The organism is Alcanivorax sp., assembly GCF_051117345.1.
GTDB lineage: Bacteria > Pseudomonadota > Gammaproteobacteria > Pseudomonadales > Alcanivoracaceae > Alcanivorax.
On the sequence record NZ_JBNPEC010000097.1, the window covers coordinates 1 to 17192 of the forward strand.

At 61.2% G+C, this 17192-nt stretch carries 17 protein-coding genes and 1 tRNA gene; 3 read left to right on the forward strand and 15 right to left on the reverse strand.

Annotated features, from left to right (window positions below; all coding sequences use genetic code 11):
- The 7 genes from ACFE0K_RS06200 to ACFE0K_RS06230 all read right to left on the reverse strand — a co-directional run.
- The coding region (locus tag ACFE0K_RS06200) for an aminotransferase class I/II-fold pyridoxal phosphate-dependent enzyme (protein WP_434535233.1) at window positions 1-374 on the reverse strand (374 nt) is incomplete at its 3' end.
- A 63-nt stretch (window positions 375-437) separates the two neighbouring features.
- On the reverse strand, window positions 438-1844 hold the full coding sequence (locus ACFE0K_RS06205) for an amidase (protein WP_434535234.1): 1407 nt from the start codon (window positions 1842-1844) through the stop codon (window positions 438-440).
- A 77-nt stretch (window positions 1845-1921) separates the two neighbouring features.
- Window positions 1922-2893: a D-2-hydroxyacid dehydrogenase gene (locus ACFE0K_RS06210; protein WP_434535235.1), complete on the reverse strand. Its 972-nt coding sequence runs from the start codon at window positions 2891-2893 to the stop codon at window positions 1922-1924.
- A gap of 36 nt (window positions 2894-2929) precedes the next feature.
- Window positions 2930-4216 carry an aspartate aminotransferase family protein gene (locus ACFE0K_RS06215; protein ID WP_434535236.1) on the reverse strand — a complete coding sequence of 429 codons (1287 nt, stop codon included), beginning with the start codon at window positions 4214-4216 and terminating at the stop codon, window positions 2930-2932.
- A gap of 37 nt (window positions 4217-4253) precedes the next feature.
- Window positions 4254-5393, reverse strand: coding sequence for an isocitrate/isopropylmalate dehydrogenase family protein (locus ACFE0K_RS06220; protein ID WP_434535237.1), 1140 nt, complete (start codon window positions 5391-5393; stop codon window positions 4254-4256).
- Window positions 5394-5559: 166 nt separating this feature from the next.
- Entirely contained in the window at window positions 5560-7014 is a 1455-nt protein-coding gene (locus tag ACFE0K_RS06225; protein ID WP_434535238.1) for an NAD-dependent succinate-semialdehyde dehydrogenase, read from the reverse strand.
- A 290-nt stretch (window positions 7015-7304) separates the two neighbouring features.
- On the reverse strand, window positions 7305-8123 hold the full coding sequence (locus ACFE0K_RS06230) for an inositol monophosphatase family protein (protein WP_434535239.1): 819 nt from the start codon (window positions 8121-8123) through the stop codon (window positions 7305-7307).
- A 182-nt stretch (window positions 8124-8305) separates the two neighbouring features.
- Between ACFE0K_RS06230 and ACFE0K_RS06235 the strand changes: the two genes are divergently transcribed.
- Together ACFE0K_RS06235 and cysE are read left to right on the forward strand one after the other, a co-directional pair.
- Window positions 8306-9079 (forward strand): RNA methyltransferase, encoded by a 774-nt coding sequence (locus ACFE0K_RS06235; RefSeq protein ID WP_434535240.1) that lies wholly within the window; start codon window positions 8306-8308, stop codon window positions 9077-9079.
- 49 nt (window positions 9080-9128) lie between these two features.
- Window positions 9129-9896, forward strand: a complete 768-nt coding sequence (gene cysE, locus ACFE0K_RS06240; protein ID WP_434535241.1) for a serine O-acetyltransferase — start codon at window positions 9129-9131, stop codon at window positions 9894-9896.
- 113 nt (window positions 9897-10009) lie between these two features.
- Here cysE and ychF read toward each other — a convergent pair whose 3' ends face one another.
- Complete coding sequence (ychF, locus tag ACFE0K_RS06245) at window positions 10010-11101, reverse strand: redox-regulated ATPase YchF (RefSeq protein ID WP_434535242.1); 1092 nt, start codon at window positions 11099-11101, stop codon at window positions 10010-10012.
- A 184-nt stretch (window positions 11102-11285) separates the two neighbouring features.
- Between ychF and ACFE0K_RS06250 the strand changes: the two genes are divergently transcribed.
- Window positions 11286-12026, forward strand: coding sequence for a glutathione S-transferase family protein (locus ACFE0K_RS06250; RefSeq protein WP_434535243.1), 741 nt, complete (start codon window positions 11286-11288; stop codon window positions 12024-12026).
- Window positions 12027-12126: 100 nt separating this feature from the next.
- Here ACFE0K_RS06250 and pth read toward each other — a convergent pair whose 3' ends face one another.
- The 7 genes from pth to ACFE0K_RS06285 all read right to left on the reverse strand — a co-directional run.
- On the reverse strand, window positions 12127-12714 hold the full coding sequence (gene pth / locus ACFE0K_RS06255; RefSeq protein WP_434535248.1) for an aminoacyl-tRNA hydrolase: 588 nt from the start codon (window positions 12712-12714) through the stop codon (window positions 12127-12129).
- Window positions 12715-12728: 14 nt separating this feature from the next.
- Window positions 12729-13373, reverse strand: a complete 645-nt coding sequence (locus tag ACFE0K_RS06260) for a 50S ribosomal protein L25/general stress protein Ctc (RefSeq protein WP_434535244.1) — start codon at window positions 13371-13373, stop codon at window positions 12729-12731.
- Between the two features lie 279 nt (window positions 13374-13652).
- Entirely contained in the window at window positions 13653-14612 is a 960-nt protein-coding gene (locus ACFE0K_RS06265) for a ribose-phosphate diphosphokinase (protein ID WP_035248141.1), read from the reverse strand.
- A gap of 70 nt (window positions 14613-14682) precedes the next feature.
- Window positions 14683-14758: transfer RNA gene (locus ACFE0K_RS06270), tRNA-Gln, on the reverse strand.
- A 21-nt stretch (window positions 14759-14779) separates the two neighbouring features.
- Complete coding sequence (gene ispE / locus ACFE0K_RS06275; protein WP_434535245.1) at window positions 14780-15688, reverse strand: 4-(cytidine 5'-diphospho)-2-C-methyl-D-erythritol kinase; 909 nt, start codon at window positions 15686-15688, stop codon at window positions 14780-14782.
- Entirely contained in the window at window positions 15685-16269 is a 585-nt protein-coding gene (gene lolB / locus ACFE0K_RS06280) for a lipoprotein insertase outer membrane protein LolB (protein ID WP_434535246.1), read from the reverse strand. The genes ispE and lolB overlap by 4 nt, the downstream gene beginning before the upstream one ends.
- Window positions 16266-17192: tetratricopeptide repeat protein (locus ACFE0K_RS06285; protein ID WP_434535247.1), on the reverse strand; the 927-nt coding region annotated here is incomplete at its 5' end. The genes lolB and ACFE0K_RS06285, both read right to left, overlap by 4 nt.

The following is a 17192-nucleotide window of genomic DNA, read 5'->3' on the forward strand; positions in this document are numbered from 1 at the left end:
GGCGCGGAGGTGGCAGTGAGCGCCAGATAGATCGCCTCGGTGGCGCCGGTGGTGACCATGATGTTTTCCGGCGACAAAGGCCGTTGGCTGCGTTCACTGTAGTAGTCCGCCAGCGCTTCCAGCAATTCCGGCAGGCCGGCGTCCATGGTGTAGCCGGTCTGCCCTGCATTCAGGGCATCCACGGCAGCCTGGACTACATGGCCCGGGGGCTTGAAGTCCGGCTGGCCGATGGACAGGTGAATCACATCGTTTAGGTCCGATGCCAGATTCACCATGCGGCGAATGCCCGGCACCGGAATGGTGAGCAGTGCCGGGTTCCAGATCGGGTCTTCGCTTTCGTAGAAATCCGTATCCAGATTGATATTGCCCATCATGTGCTCCTTCTCTTCGATTCGCCGCTTAGGGGCGCCGATCACGGCGTTCCGCAAAGCACCCTTCTAGTTTTGTAGCAACGGTGGCAACACGGTAAACGGCTTGGCTTGCTCGAAGGCGTGGCCGGCGGCCAGGACCCGGGCATCATCGAAACGCGCACCCACAATCTGCAGCCCCATGGGAAGACCGTTGCTGTCCAGACCCATGGGCACCGACAGTGCGGGCTGGCCGGTAAGGTTGAACGGGTAGGTAAACGGGGTCCAGGTGGGCCAGCGGGTGCTGGGCCAGTCCACCGGCACTTCGCGGTTGGTGTCGAACGCCCCAAGGGGCAGCGTTGGGGTGATCAGCAGATCGTATTTGGTGTGAAAGACCGCCATGCGTTCGCTGACCGCCATTCGCTCGTTCATGGCGCCCAGGTAATCGAGCATGGAGAGTTTCTCGGCCTTGGTAGCGACTTCAATCAGCGCCGGGTCCATCAGGCTGCGTTGACGTTCACCAAGGTCACGCATGGCATTGGCGGCACCGCTATAGAAAAGGTGACTGAACGCGGCCAGCGGGTTGCTGAATCCGGGGTCGGCCTCGGTGATGGTCGCGCCCAGATCTTCAAATGCCTTGGCGGCGTCCTTGAATGCTTTCTCGATGTCCGGGTTCACATCCACATAACCCAGATTGGTACTCATGGCGATTTTCAGCCCCTTCATGGGTTGGTCCAGTGCCGCCAGATAATCGATATGACGGCGGGGCGCGGCCAGGCTGTCGCGGGCATCGGCCTCGCACATCACGTTCATCATCAATGCCGCATCTGCTACGGTACGCGTCATGGGGCCGGCGTGAGCCAGTGTGCCGAAAGGGCTGGCGGGCCAGTGTGGGACTTCACTGAAGGTCGGTTTATGGCCGACGATACCGCAGAAACTGGCGGGGATGCGGATGGAGCCGCCGGCATCGGTGCCGAGAGCCAGTGGGGCCATGCCTGCGGAGACCGCGGCGGAACTGCCGCCACTGCTCCCCCCGGCGGTTTTCGATGGATCCCAGGGGTTGTTGGTGGGCCCGCACATGGGGCTATCGGTAATCCCTTTCCAGCCGAATTCAGGGGTCGTGGTCTTACCCAGAGGCACATAACCATGGCGCTCCAGAGCGGCTATCGCCGGGGATCGCTTGTTCAACGTGGAGGCCGGATCGATGGTTCTTGAGCCTTTAAGGGTCGGCCACATGGGGGTGAGGAAGACATCCTTGACGGCAACAGGTACGCCATCCAGCAACCCTTCTGGCGTGCCTTGCTGATAGCGTTGTTCGGATTCCCGCGCCCATTGCAGGGTGGTGTCGCGGTCAATCAGGCACCAGGCATTCAACGCCTGATCATGCTTTTCGATATGGTCCAGCAGGTTGGAGCAAACCTCCACTGGGGATAGGGCGCCGGTCTGGTAGGCAGCTTTCAGTGCCTGGGCGCTCATGGTCAGTAATTCCTTGCTCATCGGCATCACTCCTGGTTGACGCTAATCCTGTTTTTTCTGCGCAGTGCGCTGCGGGGAGCCGTCGTTAGGCTCAGGCCTCAGGCATTACTGACATAGCCGTGTTCCTTGCTTACCGGGTTGCTCAGGGGCTCTCCCTTTTGCCAGCGTTGAAAGTTATCGACAAATTGCTGCCCCAGTGCGGCGCGCCAGCCGATAAAATCACCGGCCATATGGGCGGATAGCATCACGTTGGGTTCATCCCAGAGAGGGTGGTTGGCGTGCAGGGGCTCTTCCTCGAATACGTCCAGAGCGGCTCCTCCCAGGCGTCCGCTTTGCAAGGCGGCAAGCAGCGCCGACGTTTCCACGATCGGGCCGCGCCCCACATTGACCAATACCGCGCCAGGTTTCATGCGCAGGAACTGGTCGGCGTCGAACAGCCCCTCGGTTTGCGGCGTCAGTGGTGCCGTGATGATGACGTAGTCTGCTTCCGGAAGCAGATCGGGTAGGTCCTGTTGGGCATGAACTCGCTCGAAAGCGGCATCTTCCCGGGCGTTGCGGGCGGTGCCCACCACGCTGACGCCCAGGGCGCCCAGCACGGTTGCCACTTCCCGGCCAATGGAGCCGGCACCCACGACCAAAGCTCGGCTATCTCGCAGTAGACGGGTTTCCCGATGTTGCCAGCGATGTTCCTTCATCAAAGACAGGTTGGTGAGCGTGTCCTTGGCGAACAGCAGCAGGGCGCCGAGGACATATTCGGCAATACCGCGGTCAAAGATACCTCTGGCATTGGTGACAGGAATATCGCTGTCACGCACCGGTGGAATCATCAGGGCATCCACCCCCGCACTGGTGGCATGTATCCAGCGTATTTTGCAGGGATCGGGCCAGACCTCCTGTAGCATGTCGGTGCGAAAATCCGTCACCAGCAGAATCTCCGTTTCCGGCAGTGCCGCTTCCAGTTCCTGCCGATGCCGGGCCTCGCGAACCACCGCTTGCCCTTCAAGGGCTTCAAGCCCGGGCATGGGTGGCTCATCCTCGGCCATCAGTACCGTAATTACCGGTTTGCTCATAATGTGACTCTTTCACTTTCCGGTGGCTTTCGAATTTCAGCTTTTGCAGCCTGAGCAGCGTTTGTCCTGATTCTTGCACGTGCTGGCCAGCGCCTTGGCGAAGGCACCCACGGCGATATCGATTTCCTCCCGTGTCACGTTGAGCGCAGGAAGCCAGCGAACCACCTGTCCCTTGTGACCACAGCGAAGCAGCAGTACACCATCGTCCTCGCAGGCCTTGAGAATGGCCGCAGCGTGGTCGCCATCCGCAACGCCCGGTGAGCTGGTGATCTCGGCGCCGAGCATGAGGCCCTGGCCGCGTATCTCTTCGATACAGGGGAAATCCTGTTGAACGGCGGCGAGCTTTTCCAGCAGGTAGTCACCCATCTCGCGGGCGTGCTCTACCAACCCTTCTTCTTCTATCACATCCAGTGTGGCGATGGCTGCGGCACAGGCAACCGCATTGGCGCCGTAAGTACCACCCTGGGAGCCCGGGTAGCCCTTGTCCATGAGTGATTTGCTGGCAGCGATGGCGGATAGCGGATAACCACTGGCCAGCCCCTTGGCCGTAATCAGGATGTCACCGGATACCCCGCTGTGTTCGTGGCTCCAGAACTTGCCGGTGCGCCCGTAGCCAGCCTGGATTTCGTCCATAATCAGCAGGATGCCGTGTTCCTTGCAACGTGCCTGCAGGCCTTCCATGAAGCGTTTCGGCGCCGGGTAGTAGCCGTATTCGCCCTGTACCGGTTCGATGATGATGGCCGCGGTGTCCTTGGGATTGCACTCGGTAATCATCAGGTGATCGAGTTCTCCCAGACAGAAGTCCACCGTGGTGTCTTCGTCCCAGCCATAGCGGTAAGAATGCGGGAAGGGAGCAACCGACACGCCCGCCATCAGCGGGGCCCAGCCGGTACGCACCTTGTTGTTGGAGGTGGTCAGCGAGGCCGCACCCATGGTCCTGCCATGGAATCCGCCCCGAAACACCACAATGTTGGGGCGACCGGTAGCCTGGCGCGCCAGACGAAATGCCGCTTCCACGGATTCACTGCCGGAATTGGAAAACGCGACAGCATCCATATGTGCGGGGAGATGCTTGTAGAGCCGGTCAGTCAGTTCAAGCAGGTTGGGATGTTTGACGGTGGCATATTGCGCATGGACCAGTTTGCCGACCTGCTCCTGAGCGGCGGCCACCACTTTGGGGTGGCAGTGCCCGGTGGAGGTCACGCCGATACCGGAAGTGAAATCCAGCCAGCGATTACCGTCCTCATCGTAAAGCCAGTTTCCTTCGCCGCGCTCTGCACAAATACCGCTGGATTGCACCAGCAGGGGGGACAGGTGACTCATAGTGCCTCCTTTCTGTTGTTGGCTTGCCAGCGCCGCTTCAGGCTGCCAGCCATTGGCATAGCCGTTGTCCGGTTTCCTGGGTGCCCGAAAACGCTTCGCCGTTCGCCTCACGGGCCAGGTCCGCCTGGATCAGGTCATGCAGATGTTGTGCCGCGCTGCCGATGGCCGGGTGATGGTGGGCCAGGTTGTCCAGCAGCATGGCCAGGCTCATCAGGGTAGCGCGGGGGTCGGCCAGGTTCTGGCCGGCAATGTCTGGCGCGCTGCCGTGAACCGGTTCGAACAGTGCCGGCAGGGCCGGTTCATTCGGGTTGAGGTTGGCAGATGGCGCAAGGCCCGGGCCGCCACACAGCACCGCTGCCAGGTCGGTAAGAATATCGCCGTGCAGATTGCTGGCGACGACCACGTCGAAACGCCAGGGGCACTGCACGAACTTCATGCAGGCCGCATCCACCAGCTCGTGATGGATGTCCACATCGGGAAACTCGGCGGCGATGCGGTGAAAGGTGTCTGTGTATAGATCGCCCCAGAAGGGCTGGGCATTGCGTTTGGTGATCAGGCACACCTGGGCGTGCTTGTCGTCCTTGAACTGGCGCGGGATCTCCCGCTGGGTGGCCCGCTGACGGGCCCGCCGGAAGGCGTGGCGAATCAGCCGCTCGGTGGCGCGGGCGGTGAACACTTCTACCTGGGTGGCCACTTCCTGGGCCGTGCCCGGGGCGAGCCGGCCCCCCTGGCCGCTGTATTCACCTTCACTGTTTTCGCGGATCACCAGCATGTCCACCTCCCGGGCGCGCGGGTCGGCCAGATACTGGGGGGCGCCGGGCAGCCAGCGGGCCGGGCGTTCGCAGGCCCACAGGTCCAGCTGTTTGCGCAGAGCCAGTAACGGCGCCAGCGAGACGCTGTCGGAAAGGACAAAACGGGAAGGGTCTTCCATCGGCCCCGGGTCGCCCAGGGCTCCCAGCAGCATCGCATCAAACTCGCGCAGCTGTGCGACCCCGTCGCTGGGCATCATCTGGCCGTGGCTCTGATGCCAGGCATGGGATGGCCAGTCAAAGCGGGTATACGCCAATGGGAGCCGGTAGCGCTGGATCAGCAGGTCCAGCACCGCCTCCGCCACGTCCATTACTTCCGGGCCGATGCCGTCACCGGGGAGCAGGGCGATGTTCAACGCTTGTCCCATTCCGCCTCCTAATCAGCTGCGGATCACTCTCTCCACGCTGCAACACAGGCTGTCTTGGCACTGGCGGCAATGGGTGCCCGCGATGTAAGCCTGTGTGCGCGGAAGTGAAGCGCTCCGGTTTCTGCAAGCGATGCGTCAGCTTGCAGCCTGTCTCGTGAAGCTTTTGTTAGCTACCCATACACAGGTATTTGGCTTCCAGGTACTCGTCCATGCCCTGGTGGGAGCCTTCGCGGCCCAGGCCGGATTCCTTGACCCCGCCGAAGGGCGCGGCCGCGTTGGAGATCAGGCCTTCGTTGACGCCCACCATGCCGCTTTCCAGTGCTTCTGCCACACGCCAGCAGCGGTGGATATTGTCGCTGTAGAAATAGGCGGCCAGGCCGTAGGGGGTGTCGTTGGCAATGCGGATGGCGTCCTCTTCCGTGCGGAACGGGATCACTGCCGCCAGCGGGCCAAAGGTTTCTTCCTGGCAGAGCTGCGCATCGGTGGTCACGCCGGTGATCAGGGTGGGCTGGACAAAGTTGCCCCCCCGCTCGTGGCGTTGACCGCCAGTCACCACTTTGGCGCCCTTGCCCAGGGCATCTTCCAGATGCTCCATGACCTTGTCGGCGGCATCGCGGTTGATCAGGGCCGCCTGGCTGACGCCGTCTTCCAGGCCATCGCCCACTTTCATGGCCTCGATGGCGGTTTTCAGCTTTTCCACGAAAGCATCGTGGATGCTGTCCTGAACCAGGAAGCGGTTAACGCACACGCAGGTCTGCCCAGTGTTGCGGAACTTGCTGGCCATGGCGCCTTCCACGGCCTTGTCCAGGTTGGCATCGTCAAACACGATAAAGGGCGCGTTGCCGCCCAGCTCCAGGGATACTTTCTGAATGTGCTTGGCGCACTGGGCCATCAGTTTGGAACCCACTTCCGTGGAGCCGGTGAAGCTCAGTTTACGGACAATGGGCGAGTCGGTGAGCGCCGTGGAAATGGCGCCGGCACTACCGGTAATCACGTTGAATACGCCAGCAGGAATCCCCGCGCGCTCCGCCAACTCGGCCAGCGCCAGGGCGGAGTAGGGGGTCGCACTGGCGGGTTTGACCACCATGGTACAGCCGGCTGCCAGGGCGGCCCCGGCCTTGCGGGTGATCATGGAGGAGGGGAAATTCCATGGAGTGATGGCGGCGGTGACGCCGATGGGCTGTTTGATCACCACAATCCGCTGGCCGGGTTTGGGGGCCGGAATGGTATCGCCGTAGGCGCGCCGGGCCTCTTCGGCAAACCACTTCATGAAGGAGGCGGCATAGGCAATTTCACCTTTGGCCTCGGCCAGGGGCTTGCCTTGCTCCAGGGTCATCAGCCGGCCCAGATCATCCTGATGCTCCATCATCAGGTCGTGCCAGGCCTCAAGCAAGGTGGCCCGCTGTGCGGCGGCCATATCCCGCCAGGCTGGAAAAGCCTCGTGGGCGGCATCAATGGCCTGGCGGGTTTCTGCTTCGCCCATACGCGGCGAGGTGCCCAGGCTTTCATCAGTGGCCGGGTTGGTCACGGTGAAGGTGGCGCCGTCGTCCGCATCGCACCAGCGGCCATTGATGTAGCACTGCTGGCGGAACAGGGCGTTGTCAGTGAGGGTAACCGTCATCGTACATCTCCCGAGCTTTTTGCACCGTGTTGCGTATTACGCTAGCAAAGCAAGGGCAGATGTCCATGCCGGAAGAGAAAAATCGGTTCGGGGTCTAAGGAAAAGATCAGCTTTGAGCGACTAGCCGCTAGCTGCGAGACGGAACGGGATTGGCGGCAAACGGGCCGACATGGCGCCGCGATTCAGGTAGGGAAGAGGGTGGTTAACTGCTGCGGCGCGGCTCAAGAGGTGTTGATTGGCACCGGACTTGAACCGCGTCGTAGCTAGCAGCTAGTTGCTCGTGGCTGGGGTTATCGACGCAGCCCCTCGTTCAGGTGCGGTTTGATCTTCTGCAGCAGGCCCTTGAAGACCTTCGGGCTGCCGGCAACGATGCCGCCGCTTTCCAGGAATTTGTGGCCACCGCTCAGATCGCCTACCAGGCCACCGGCTTCGGTGATCAACAGAGCGCCAGCGGCCAGGTCCCACTCGGACAGGCCGAATTCGAAGAAACCGTCCAGGCGGCCGGCAGCGAGCCAGGCCAGATCCAGGGCCGCAGAGCCCGGGCGGCGCAGGCCGGCGGTGGACGCGGCGATGTCGGCAAACATGCCCAGATAGGCGTCCATGTGCGGTGCCTGGTCCTTGCGGAACGGAAAACCGGTGCCGATCAGGCAGCCTTCCAGGCCGGGGCGATTGGTGCAGCGGATACGACGGCCATTGAGGGCGGCGCCACGGCCGCGGCTGGCGGTAAATTCTTCATCCCGATTGGGGTCATAAATCACCGCGTGCTCCAGCTTGCCGCGGTATTTCAGGGCGATGGAGACGCAGTACTGGGGGAAGCCGTGGATGAAGTTGGTGGTGCCATCCAGCGGGTCGATCACCCATTGGTAGTCGGTTCCGTCACCCTTGCCGCGGGTTTCCCCGGATTCTTCGGCCAGGATGCTGTGATCCGGGTAGGCCTTGAGGATAACCTCGATAATGCGCTGCTCGGCGGCCCGATCCACTTCGGTGACGAAGTCGTTCATCCCTTTCTTGCTGACAGATAACGGGTCATTGCTTTCGGCAGCACGACGAATCAGGTTACCCGCCTGACGGGCGGCTCGCAGGGCAATGTTCACTTGCGGCGCATGCATGCATCTGTCCTCAAAAAAGTATTAGGGCTGTCAAAGAACGCCCGGCCAAATAAACCGGGGCGCGGATTGTAGCAGAGCCCGCGCGATCAGGGCAGCGTTGGGTGCCACTTAAGGGATTATTCAGTGATTCCCATGATAACATTGCCGCCTTTTCCGGCCAGACCCGTGTACAGGTACCTTTCATGCTAGAAAATGTGCGTATTGTGATGGTGGAAACCACCCATCCCGGCAACATCGGTGCCGCGGCCCGGGCCATGAAAACCATGGGTATGTCGGACCTGAGGCTCATCCAGCCCCGTGACTACCCCTCCGTGGAAGCCACTGCCCGGGCCTCCGGGGCAGGCGACGTGCTGGAAGCCGCCCAGGTCTGCGAGACCCTGGATGAAGCGCTGGAAGGGGCCACCCTGGTGATCGGCACCAGCGCCCGCCAGCGGCGCATTCCCTGGCCCTGTCTGACGCCCCGGCAACTGGCGGCGCAATTGTCCCACGAGCCGGATGACACCCGTATTGCGGTGCTGTTCGGTCGTGAGGACCGGGGGCTCACCAATGACGAGCTGCGCCGCTGTAATCTGCATGTGAGCGTGCCAACCAATCCCGAGTACGGGGTCTTGAATGTGGCGTCGGCGGTCCAATTAATCAGTTATGAGCTGCGCATGGCTCTGCTGGGCGATGATTTCGATCTGAAGGAAGCCCGTTCCCGTCGCGAGGCTATGCCGCTGCCAGAGATGTTCTGGGATGAGCCGCTGGCCAGTAACGAGGCGGTGGCGGGTTTCCTGGATCATCTGGAGAAGGTCATGGCGCAGAGCGGTTTTCTCAATCCGCAGCAGCCTGGCCAGGTCATGACGCGCATGCGCCGTTTGTTTATGCGCGCGCGACCGGACAAAATGGAAATGAGTATTCTGCGTGGTGTGCTGGTGGCGCTGGAAAGAAAAATGCCGCGCAATGACGGGAAGTAGCAAACGCTCCCCGTGTTATCCAACCGGCTATACCTGAGACGAGGTATCTATGTTTGATCGAGTACGCGAGGACATCGCGTCGGTATTCCACCGGGACCCCGCGGCGCGCAACACGCTGGAGGTGTTGCTTAATTACCCGGGCCTGCATGCGGTGCTGTTTCATCGTCTTGCCCATGGTTTGTGGACGCGCAACTTCAAGCAACTGGCGCGGTTCGTTTCCACCTTCGCCCGCTGGATGACCGGCATCGAAATTCATCCCGGCGCCAAAATCGGTCGACGTTTCTTTATCGACCATGGCATGGGGGTGGTGATTGGTGAAACCGCAGAAATTGGCGATGACGTGACGCTTTATCATGGCGTCACTCTGGGCGGCACCAGCTGGAGCAAAGGCAAGCGTCACCCGACCCTCGAGGATGGTGTGGTGGTCGGTGCCGGTGCCAAGGTGCTTGGCCCGTTCACCGTACACAAGAACGCCAAGATCGGTTCCAACTCCGTGGTCACCAAGGAAGTGCCGGAAGGGGCAACGGTGATAGGCATTCCCGGCCGGGTGGTCAGTAAGCCGATTACCGAGACGGAAAAGAACCGTCAGGAAATGGCAGAGAAGATCGGCTTTCAAGCCTATGGTGTCAGCAACGACATGCCCGATCCGGTAGCTGAAGCCATTCACCTTCTGCTGGATCACATGCACGCGGTGGACAACAAGCTGGATCGGGTCTGCAATAATCTCAAGAAGCAGGGGATTCAGGGCTGCGACGAGAAGCTGCCGGAGTTGAAGGATGAAGACTTCGAGCCGGTGAATGCCGGCGGAACGGACTAATAAGGGCAATTAATAGTTAACAGTTAATAATTAATAGCGAAAAAAAGGCCGCCCCTCGGGGCGGCCTTTTGTTTGCGTGTTGCCTGAAGCGTGTTGCGTGCGTGCAGCGGTTTTTAAACGTTAAACCGGAAGTGCACTACGTCGCCGTCCTTGACGATATATTCCTTGCCTTCCAGGCGCCATTTGCCGGCATCCTTGGCGCCGGCTTCGCCGTTATTCTCGACATAGTCATCGTAGGCGGTGACTTCGGCGCGGATGAAGCCCTTCTCGAAGTCGGTATGGATCACGCCGGCGGCCTGGGGTGCGGTGGCGCCAACGCGAACGGTCCAGGCGCGAACTTCCTTCTTGCCCGCCGTGAAGTAGGTCTGCAGACCCAGCAGGTTGAAGCCGGCGCGGATGACCCGGTTGAGGCCCGGCTCTTCCATGCCCAGGTCGGCCAGGAAGTCGGCTTTCTCTTCGTCGTCCAGCTCGGCAATTTCCGATTCGATTTTGGCGCAGATCGGCACCACGGAGGAATTTTCCTTCTCGGCCAGTCCGCGCACGGCGTCCAGCAGGGCGTTGTCTTCAAAGCCGCCTTCGTCCACGTTGGCGATGTACATGGTCGGCTTCAGAGTCAGCAGGTTCAGGCTCTTGATGGCCTTGCGCTCATCATCGTTGAGATCCACGGAACGTGCCGGTTGGCCATCGTTGAGGGCTGGCAGCACCTTGTCCAGCACGGGCAGCAGGCCCTTGGCGTCCTTGTCCTGCCCCTTGGCCGCTTTGGTGGCACGCAGGTGGGCTTTTTCCACGGTGTCCAGATCGGCCAGCGCCAGCTCGGTGTTGATGATGTCGATATCATCCAGTGGCGAGACCTTGCCGGACACGTGGATGACGTTTTCGTCATCGAAACAACGTACTACGTGGGCGATGGCATCGGTTTCGCGGATGTTGGCAAGAAACTTGTTACCCAGGCCTTCGCCCTTGGAGGCCCCGGCCACCAGGCCGGCGATATCCACGAATTCCATGGTGGCTGGCATCACCCGCTCCGGGCTGACAATGGCGGACAGCTTGTCCATCCGCGGGTCAGGAATCGGTACTACCCCGGTGTTGGGCTCAATGGTGCAGAACGGGAAGTTCTCGGCATCAATCCCCGCTTTGGTCAGCGCGTTGAACAGGGTGGATTTCCCCACGTTGGGCAGACCGACGATACCGCATTTGAAACCCATGACAGACCTCCGTTTTTCGAGGCCGCAATGCTACGCAAGCCGGGGCAAAAAAGCGACCGTGGCAGGCGCGGGATCAGGGTGAAAGCGGGTTGCTGGCGGGACGGACGTGTCAGGCGCTGTTGCCGCTAACGGCGGAGCGGGGGGCGGCTAGACTGCAAGTCCGCAAAACTGAACAAGAGTCACCATGGCCGAGCGTATTCTTTACCAGTTCCCGATCTCCCATTATTGCGAGAAATCCCGCTGGCAGCTGGACCACAAGGGCCTGGCGTACCGTACGGTCAATCTGCTGCCGGTGGCACACCGGGTGCGTACCCAGTGGCTGGCCCGTGGCAATACGGTGCCGTTGCTGCGCGACGGCAAGCGTCGGGTGAGCGATTCCACCAAAATCGCCTACTACCTGGAAAAGTATTACCCCGACCAGCCGCTGCTGCCCAAGGCTGGTGATACGCGTGCCCGGGTGATTGAACTGGAGCAGCAGTTTGACCGTTACGGTGTGCATGTCCGGCGCTGGGTGTACGGTCAGATTCTTGATCGACCGGAGGTAATGACGGCCCTGGTCGGCGATTGCGGTCTGCCAGGTCCTCTGGAGCGGTTGGCCAAGCCGTTGGTTCGCGAAGCAATACGTCGGGGTTACGCCATCAATCCGCAACGGGTGATGCGGTCGGAGCAGCGGGTGGAAGAGGCCTTGGCGTTGCTGGAAAGCGAGTTGAAGAAAGGCAAGGGGCAGTATCTGGTGGGTGACCGCTTCAGCCTGGCAGATATCACCGCTGCGAGTATGCTGGCGCCACTGCTCAGCCCAGCGGGGTCGCCCTGGGATCTGTTCGATGAATCGACCCTGTCACCGGTTCTGCGCCAGCAGATCGAAAAATGGCGAGCCCGGCCGGCGGGGGAGTGGGTATTGGCGATGTACGCGCAGGATAGGTAAGAATCAGCTACGAGCTACGAGCTACGAGAAAAAGAAAAGCTGATATTGCGGTTGGGCTTCGCTTTAGCTGGGGCACAATCCTGCAAGCTAGAAGCTACCGTCAGGCCTTAAACCCGTTCAACCGATTCATGGCCCCGTTCAAATCTCCGCGTAGCATATCGGCGGTGTGGTAGGCCGCTTCATCAATGGCGCGGTCGATCAGGTTGCGGTCGGCTTGGGAGGGCTTGTTGAGCACATGGGGGGTGACGCGGTCGGCGGAGCCGGGGTGGCCGATGCCGATGCGCAGCCGATAGAAATCGCGGCTGTTGCCATGCTTGCTGATGATGTCGCGCAGACCGTTATGGCCGCCATGGCCGCCGCCTTGTTTGAAGCGGGCACAACCGGGGGGCAGATCCAGTTCGTCATGGGCGACGAGCATCTGCGTGACAGGAATCTTGAAGAAATTCGCCAGAGCGGCGGTGGCCTGACCACTGCGGTTCATGAAGGTAGTGGGGACCAGCAGACGAATCGTTTCGCCTTCGAAGGTAAAGGTGCCGGTAAGGCCGAAATATTTCTTGTCTTCGGAAAGGAAAACGCCCTGGCGACGGGCCAGGGCGTCCACATACCAGACGCCGGCATTGTGGCGGGTGTCCTCGTATTCGCGACCCGGGTTACCCAGGCCTACGATCAGTCGAACCGGTTCCGCCACAGCCACAGTGCGTCTTATTCCTCGCCAGCGGCTTCAGCTTCGCCTTCGCCGTCTTCGTCGTCAGCAGAAGCACGGACTTTCGGCGCGTGAATCGCGGCTACCGGCTGGTCGTGGTCGTCGCCCAGTGCGAGCTGGGTCAGTTCCACGCCTTTCGGCAGTTTCAGGTCGGACAGGTGGATAATGGTATCCAGTTCGGCCGCTGCCATGTCCACTTCGATGAACTCAGGCAGGTTTTGGGGCAGACAGCTGACCTCCACCTCGGCGATGTTGTGCTGGATCTCGCCGCCCTGTTTCTTCACACCAATGGAGCTTTCTTCATTGGTGAAGTGCAGGGGCACGTTCATGGTGATCTTGTGGGTCTTGTCGACGCGCAGGAAATCCACGTGCATCGGGTGACCTTTGGCCGGGTGACGCTGCATGTCGCGCAGTACGGCCTGCACGTCGGCACCATCCAGTTTCAGGGTCAGCACGTGGCTGTAGAAGGCTTCGGTTTCCAGGGCCTTTTTCAGTTCACGCAGTTCCACGCTGATCATCTGCGGCTCGGCGTCGCCACCATAGATGATGCCGGGAACACGTTCTTGCAGACGACGCAGGCGGCGGCTCGCACCTTTCCCCATGTCGCTGCGGCTTTCAGCGAAAAGCTGGAATTCATTGGACATGATATGTCTCCATTAAGCTCTCGGGCGTCCCGCGACCAGGTCGGCCAGAGAGGTTGATAAAACCACGGAGGATTCCGCGGGGGCGCGATTATGCATGAAATCTGATCGGGAGGCCAGCAGGGCAGGCGTTGAAAGTGCAAAGTTTGAAACGTGGTTATGGCGTGGGGGTTGGCCACAAAAGCAGGAGGCCGCGCCCAAAATGGGTACGCGGCCTCTGCGGTGGCGGTACAAGATGGTCCTGCCCGCGTTCAACTTTTAACGTTCAACTCGAAACTGGGGTTATACCAGCTCCAGCCGGTCGAACATGGCGCTCAGGGATTCTTCGTTGTTCACCCGGCGTACTGTTTCGGCCAGCATGGGCGCCAGGCTGAGCACGCGGATGTTGGCGCAGGCGCGGCCAGCTTCGGACAGCGGGATGGTGTCGGTGACGACCAGCTGGTCCAGGGCGCTGTTGGCAATGTTGTCGATGGCCGGGCCGGACAGTACCGGGTGGGTGATGTAAGCGTAGACCTTGGCGGCACCGTGATCTTTCAGGGCCTGGGCAGCCTTGCACAGGGTGCCGGCGGTATCGACCATGTCGTCCACCAGGATACAGGTGCGACCTTCCACTTCACCGATGATATGCATCACCTGGGAAATATTGGCCTTGGGGCGGCGCTTGTCGATGATGGCCAGGTCGGCATCGTTGAGCTGCTTGGCCAGGGCGCGGGCACGAACCACGCCGCCCACGTCCGGGGATACCACCATCAGGTCATCGTGGTTCTGACGCTCGATGTCCGCCACGATCAGTGGGGTGGCGTAGACGTTGTCCACCGGAATATCGAAGAAGCCCTGAATCTGGTCGGCGTGCAGGTCGACGGTAACAACCCGGTCGATGCCTACAGCGGTGATCATGTCGGCGACTACCTTGGCGGTGATCGGTACCCGTGCGGAACGCACCCGGCGATCCTGGCGGGCGTAACCGAAGTAGGGCATCACGGCGGTGATCCGGCCTGCAGAGGAACGACGCAGGGCGTCGGCCATCACCAGCAACTCCATGATGTTGTTGTTGGTGGGGTTGCAGGTGGATTGCACGATAAAGACGTCTTTGCCGCGCACGTTTTCCTGGATTTCCACGGCCACTTCACCATCGCTGAAGGTGCCCACATCGGCATTGCCAATGGGCAGGTTCAGGTGTTTGACCATGGCCTGGGCCAGTTCGGGATTAGCGTTACCGGTGAAAACGACGAGTTTGGACACTGGCGTCCCTCTTGAGTCGTGAATTTCGGGAGCCTCCGAGGAAAGGGGGGGAGGGCTCCGGGCAAGAAAATGGCTGGGGTACCAGGACTCGAACCTGGGAATCACGGGATCAAAACCCGTTGCCTTACCAACTTGGCTATACCCCAACACTCGGTCTCAGGTCTGCACTATTTACCAATTTGTGCAGATTTTCCTGAATTCTGTGTCTCTCGAAACTTCGCCAGTGTCTCTCCCAGTATTTGGTGGAGAGGAGAAGTATTACAGCTTCGAGCGACGAAACCTGTCCAGTGTTGTGGCAACTGTTGCAGCAAATGCTGCCCCTGTTGCTCTCCGGCAAGGCGTGCAAAACAACAAGCGCCGGTGCCGGTCATACGGGCATTTCCCGTATGTTGCTTGAGCCAGTGAAGCAACTCCCCGATTTCTGGAAATTGCCGTATTGCTGCCGCTTCACAGTCATTGCGAAAGTCGCGGGTCAGCACCACCTCAAGCGAGGCCGGTAATTTACTGACGGGGGTATCCCTTGTCAATTGCCGGTCGCCGAAAATTCGAGCAGTTGATACATGAATTCCGGGATGAATGACCAAAAAAACGTCGTTTGGCAGAGAAACCGGGGTGATTCGCTCGCCGACCCCTTCCGCCCAGGCACTTTTGCCGCGCACAAAGACCGGCACGTCTGCGCCCAGCGACAGCCCCAGTTCTGCCAGGGTGTCCTCGGACAGGTTTAGCCCCCACAGCGCATTGAGTCCCAGCAGGGCGGTGGCCGCATCGGAGGAGCCGCCGCCGACGCCGCCGCCCATGGGCAGGTGTTTTTCCAGGACGATGCGGGCCCCTTTCTGGCAGCCGGTGTGGGCCTGCAGCAGGAGGGCAGCGCGCAAGATCAGATTGCTGTGGTCGGTGGGCACGTCGGCCTGGTCACATTCCAGGGTCAGGGTGTCGGCCTGGGCAAAGTGCAGGGTGTCGCCATGGTCAAGCAGGGCGAACAGGGTTTGCAGCTCATGGTAGCCGTCCGCCCGACGGCCGGTGATATGCAGGAACAGGTTCAGCTTGCCGGGGGCGGGAAGGGTCAGCATGGTCATTTTTCGGCGCCGGGCTGCCAGTCCTTGATCAGCAGGGTGAAGCGATTACCGTTTTGCCGCGCCTTGATGCGATAGGGCAGGGTGACGCCGGCGACCGGCTGGTAACGGTCGAACTCCAGGCTCCAGCCCAGTTGCTGCAGGGTTTGCAGGTGGCCGCCTTCGTCATAGCCGGCTTCGCCATGGGCGCCGGGCCAGGGCAGGCCGCGGGCCCAGTATTGCAGGGCGGAGACCGGCAGCCAGAAGCCGGTCAGGTGCCAGGCCAGTTCGCCGGGGCTGCGTGCCTGATACTGTTCCTTGGCGGTAATCAGCTCGGCGCGGCCACTGTCCCAGCGCAGGTCGGCGCTACCGAAACCCAGCGGGCCGGAAAAGCGGATCTGGCCGCGATTGGGTTTCTGGGTCCAGTCGAAGGAGGCGCTGCCGCCGTCATTGGCGGTGCGGTAGCCGAGCTTGCCGCTCATTGCCCAGCGGTCGATCTGGTTCGGGTGTTCGAAGGTGCCGGTGGTGGTGGGGCGTAGCTGGCAGGCGCTCAGGGCCAGGGCCAGCAATGCCAGGCTGATGATGCGGGTGGGGCTCAGGGTCACAGGCGGGCTCCGAGTTTTTCCATGACTTCACGGATATGGGGGGCGTCCGGGTTGCTGTTCAGGGTGTCGCGCCATACCTGGCGGGCCTGGTGCTGGGCGCCCAGTACCCACAGGACCTCGCCGTAATGGGCAGCCACTTCCGGGTCGGGGAATTTGTCGTAGGCCCGGCGCAGGTAGTCCCGGGCGGCTTCCAGCTCGCCACGTTTGTAGAGTACCCAGCCCATGGAATCCAGGATGGCTGGATCGTCCGGGCGTAATTCCAGAGCTCGGGAAATATAGTCGTAGGCTTCGTCCAGGCGCTGGGTGCGGTTGGCCAGGGTATAGCCCAGGGCGTTGAGGGCGCTGGCATCGTCTGGGTTGATGGACAGCACCCGCCGCAGATCGCTTTCCAGTTTTGCCAGATTGCCGGTTTTTTCCGCGATCATGGCCCGGCTGTAGAGTAAGTCGGTATTGTCCGGTTCTGCCTTCACCGCCCGGTCAAGCAGGGCAAGGGCGCCTTGAGGGTCACCGATAGAGTCGCGCATTTCCGCTTCGGTAACGGTGAGGCTGGTGGCCAGCTCCGGATGCTGCTGGGCCAGGCTGGCCATCAGCGCGCTGGCCTGATCACTGTTGCCCTGCTGGTAGAGCAGACGGGCGGCCTGGACGCTGGCGCGAACCGCCTGAGGGCCCTGGACTTTGAGGTAATGGTCCACCGCCTGGTCCGGCTCTTCGGCCTGTTCGGCGGCCTGGCCCAGATAGAGGTGCATGTCATCGGGTCGGTAATTCTCGGCCAGCAGGGCCTGGAGTTGCCGGCGGGCCGGTTCGGTGGCGCCGGCTTCCAGGGCCAGCAAGGCCAGCGAGAAGCGCAGATCCAGATCATCAGGATGCTGTTCGGCCATGGTGGCTAGCTGTGTCTCTGCTTTACCGGTGTCGCCGGCGGCAAG

Coding starts and splice junctions, on each gene's coding strand:
- ACFE0K_RS06205 (WP_434535234.1), bottom strand. CDS start 1,844: ATGAGCAAGGAATTACTGACCATGAGCGCCCAGGCACTGAAAGCTGCC.
- ACFE0K_RS06210 (WP_434535235.1), bottom strand. CDS start 2,893: ATGAGCAAACCGGTAATTACGGTACTGATGGCCGAGGATGAGCCACCC.
- ACFE0K_RS06215 (WP_434535236.1), bottom strand. CDS start 4,216: ATGAGTCACCTGTCCCCCCTGCTGGTGCAATCCAGCGGTATTTGTGCA.
- ACFE0K_RS06220 (WP_434535237.1), bottom strand. CDS start 5,393: ATGGGACAAGCGTTGAACATCGCCCTGCTCCCCGGTGACGGCATCGGC.
- ACFE0K_RS06225 (WP_434535238.1), bottom strand. CDS start 7,014: ATGACGGTTACCCTCACTGACAACGCCCTGTTCCGCCAGCAGTGCTAC.
- ACFE0K_RS06230 (WP_434535239.1), bottom strand. CDS start 8,123: ATGCATGCGCCGCAAGTGAACATTGCCCTGCGAGCCGCCCGTCAGGCG.
- ACFE0K_RS06235 (WP_434535240.1), top strand. CDS start 8,306: ATGCTAGAAAATGTGCGTATTGTGATGGTGGAAACCACCCATCCCGGC.
- cysE (WP_434535241.1), top strand. CDS start 9,129: ATGTTTGATCGAGTACGCGAGGACATCGCGTCGGTATTCCACCGGGAC.
- ychF (WP_434535242.1), bottom strand. CDS start 11,101: ATGGGTTTCAAATGCGGTATCGTCGGTCTGCCCAACGTGGGGAAATCC.
- ACFE0K_RS06250 (WP_434535243.1), top strand. CDS start 11,286: ATGGCCGAGCGTATTCTTTACCAGTTCCCGATCTCCCATTATTGCGAG.
- ACFE0K_RS06260 (WP_434535244.1), bottom strand. CDS start 13,373: ATGTCCAATGAATTCCAGCTTTTCGCTGAAAGCCGCAGCGACATGGGG.
- ispE (WP_434535245.1), bottom strand. CDS start 15,688: ATGACCATGCTGACCCTTCCCGCCCCCGGCAAGCTGAACCTGTTCCTG.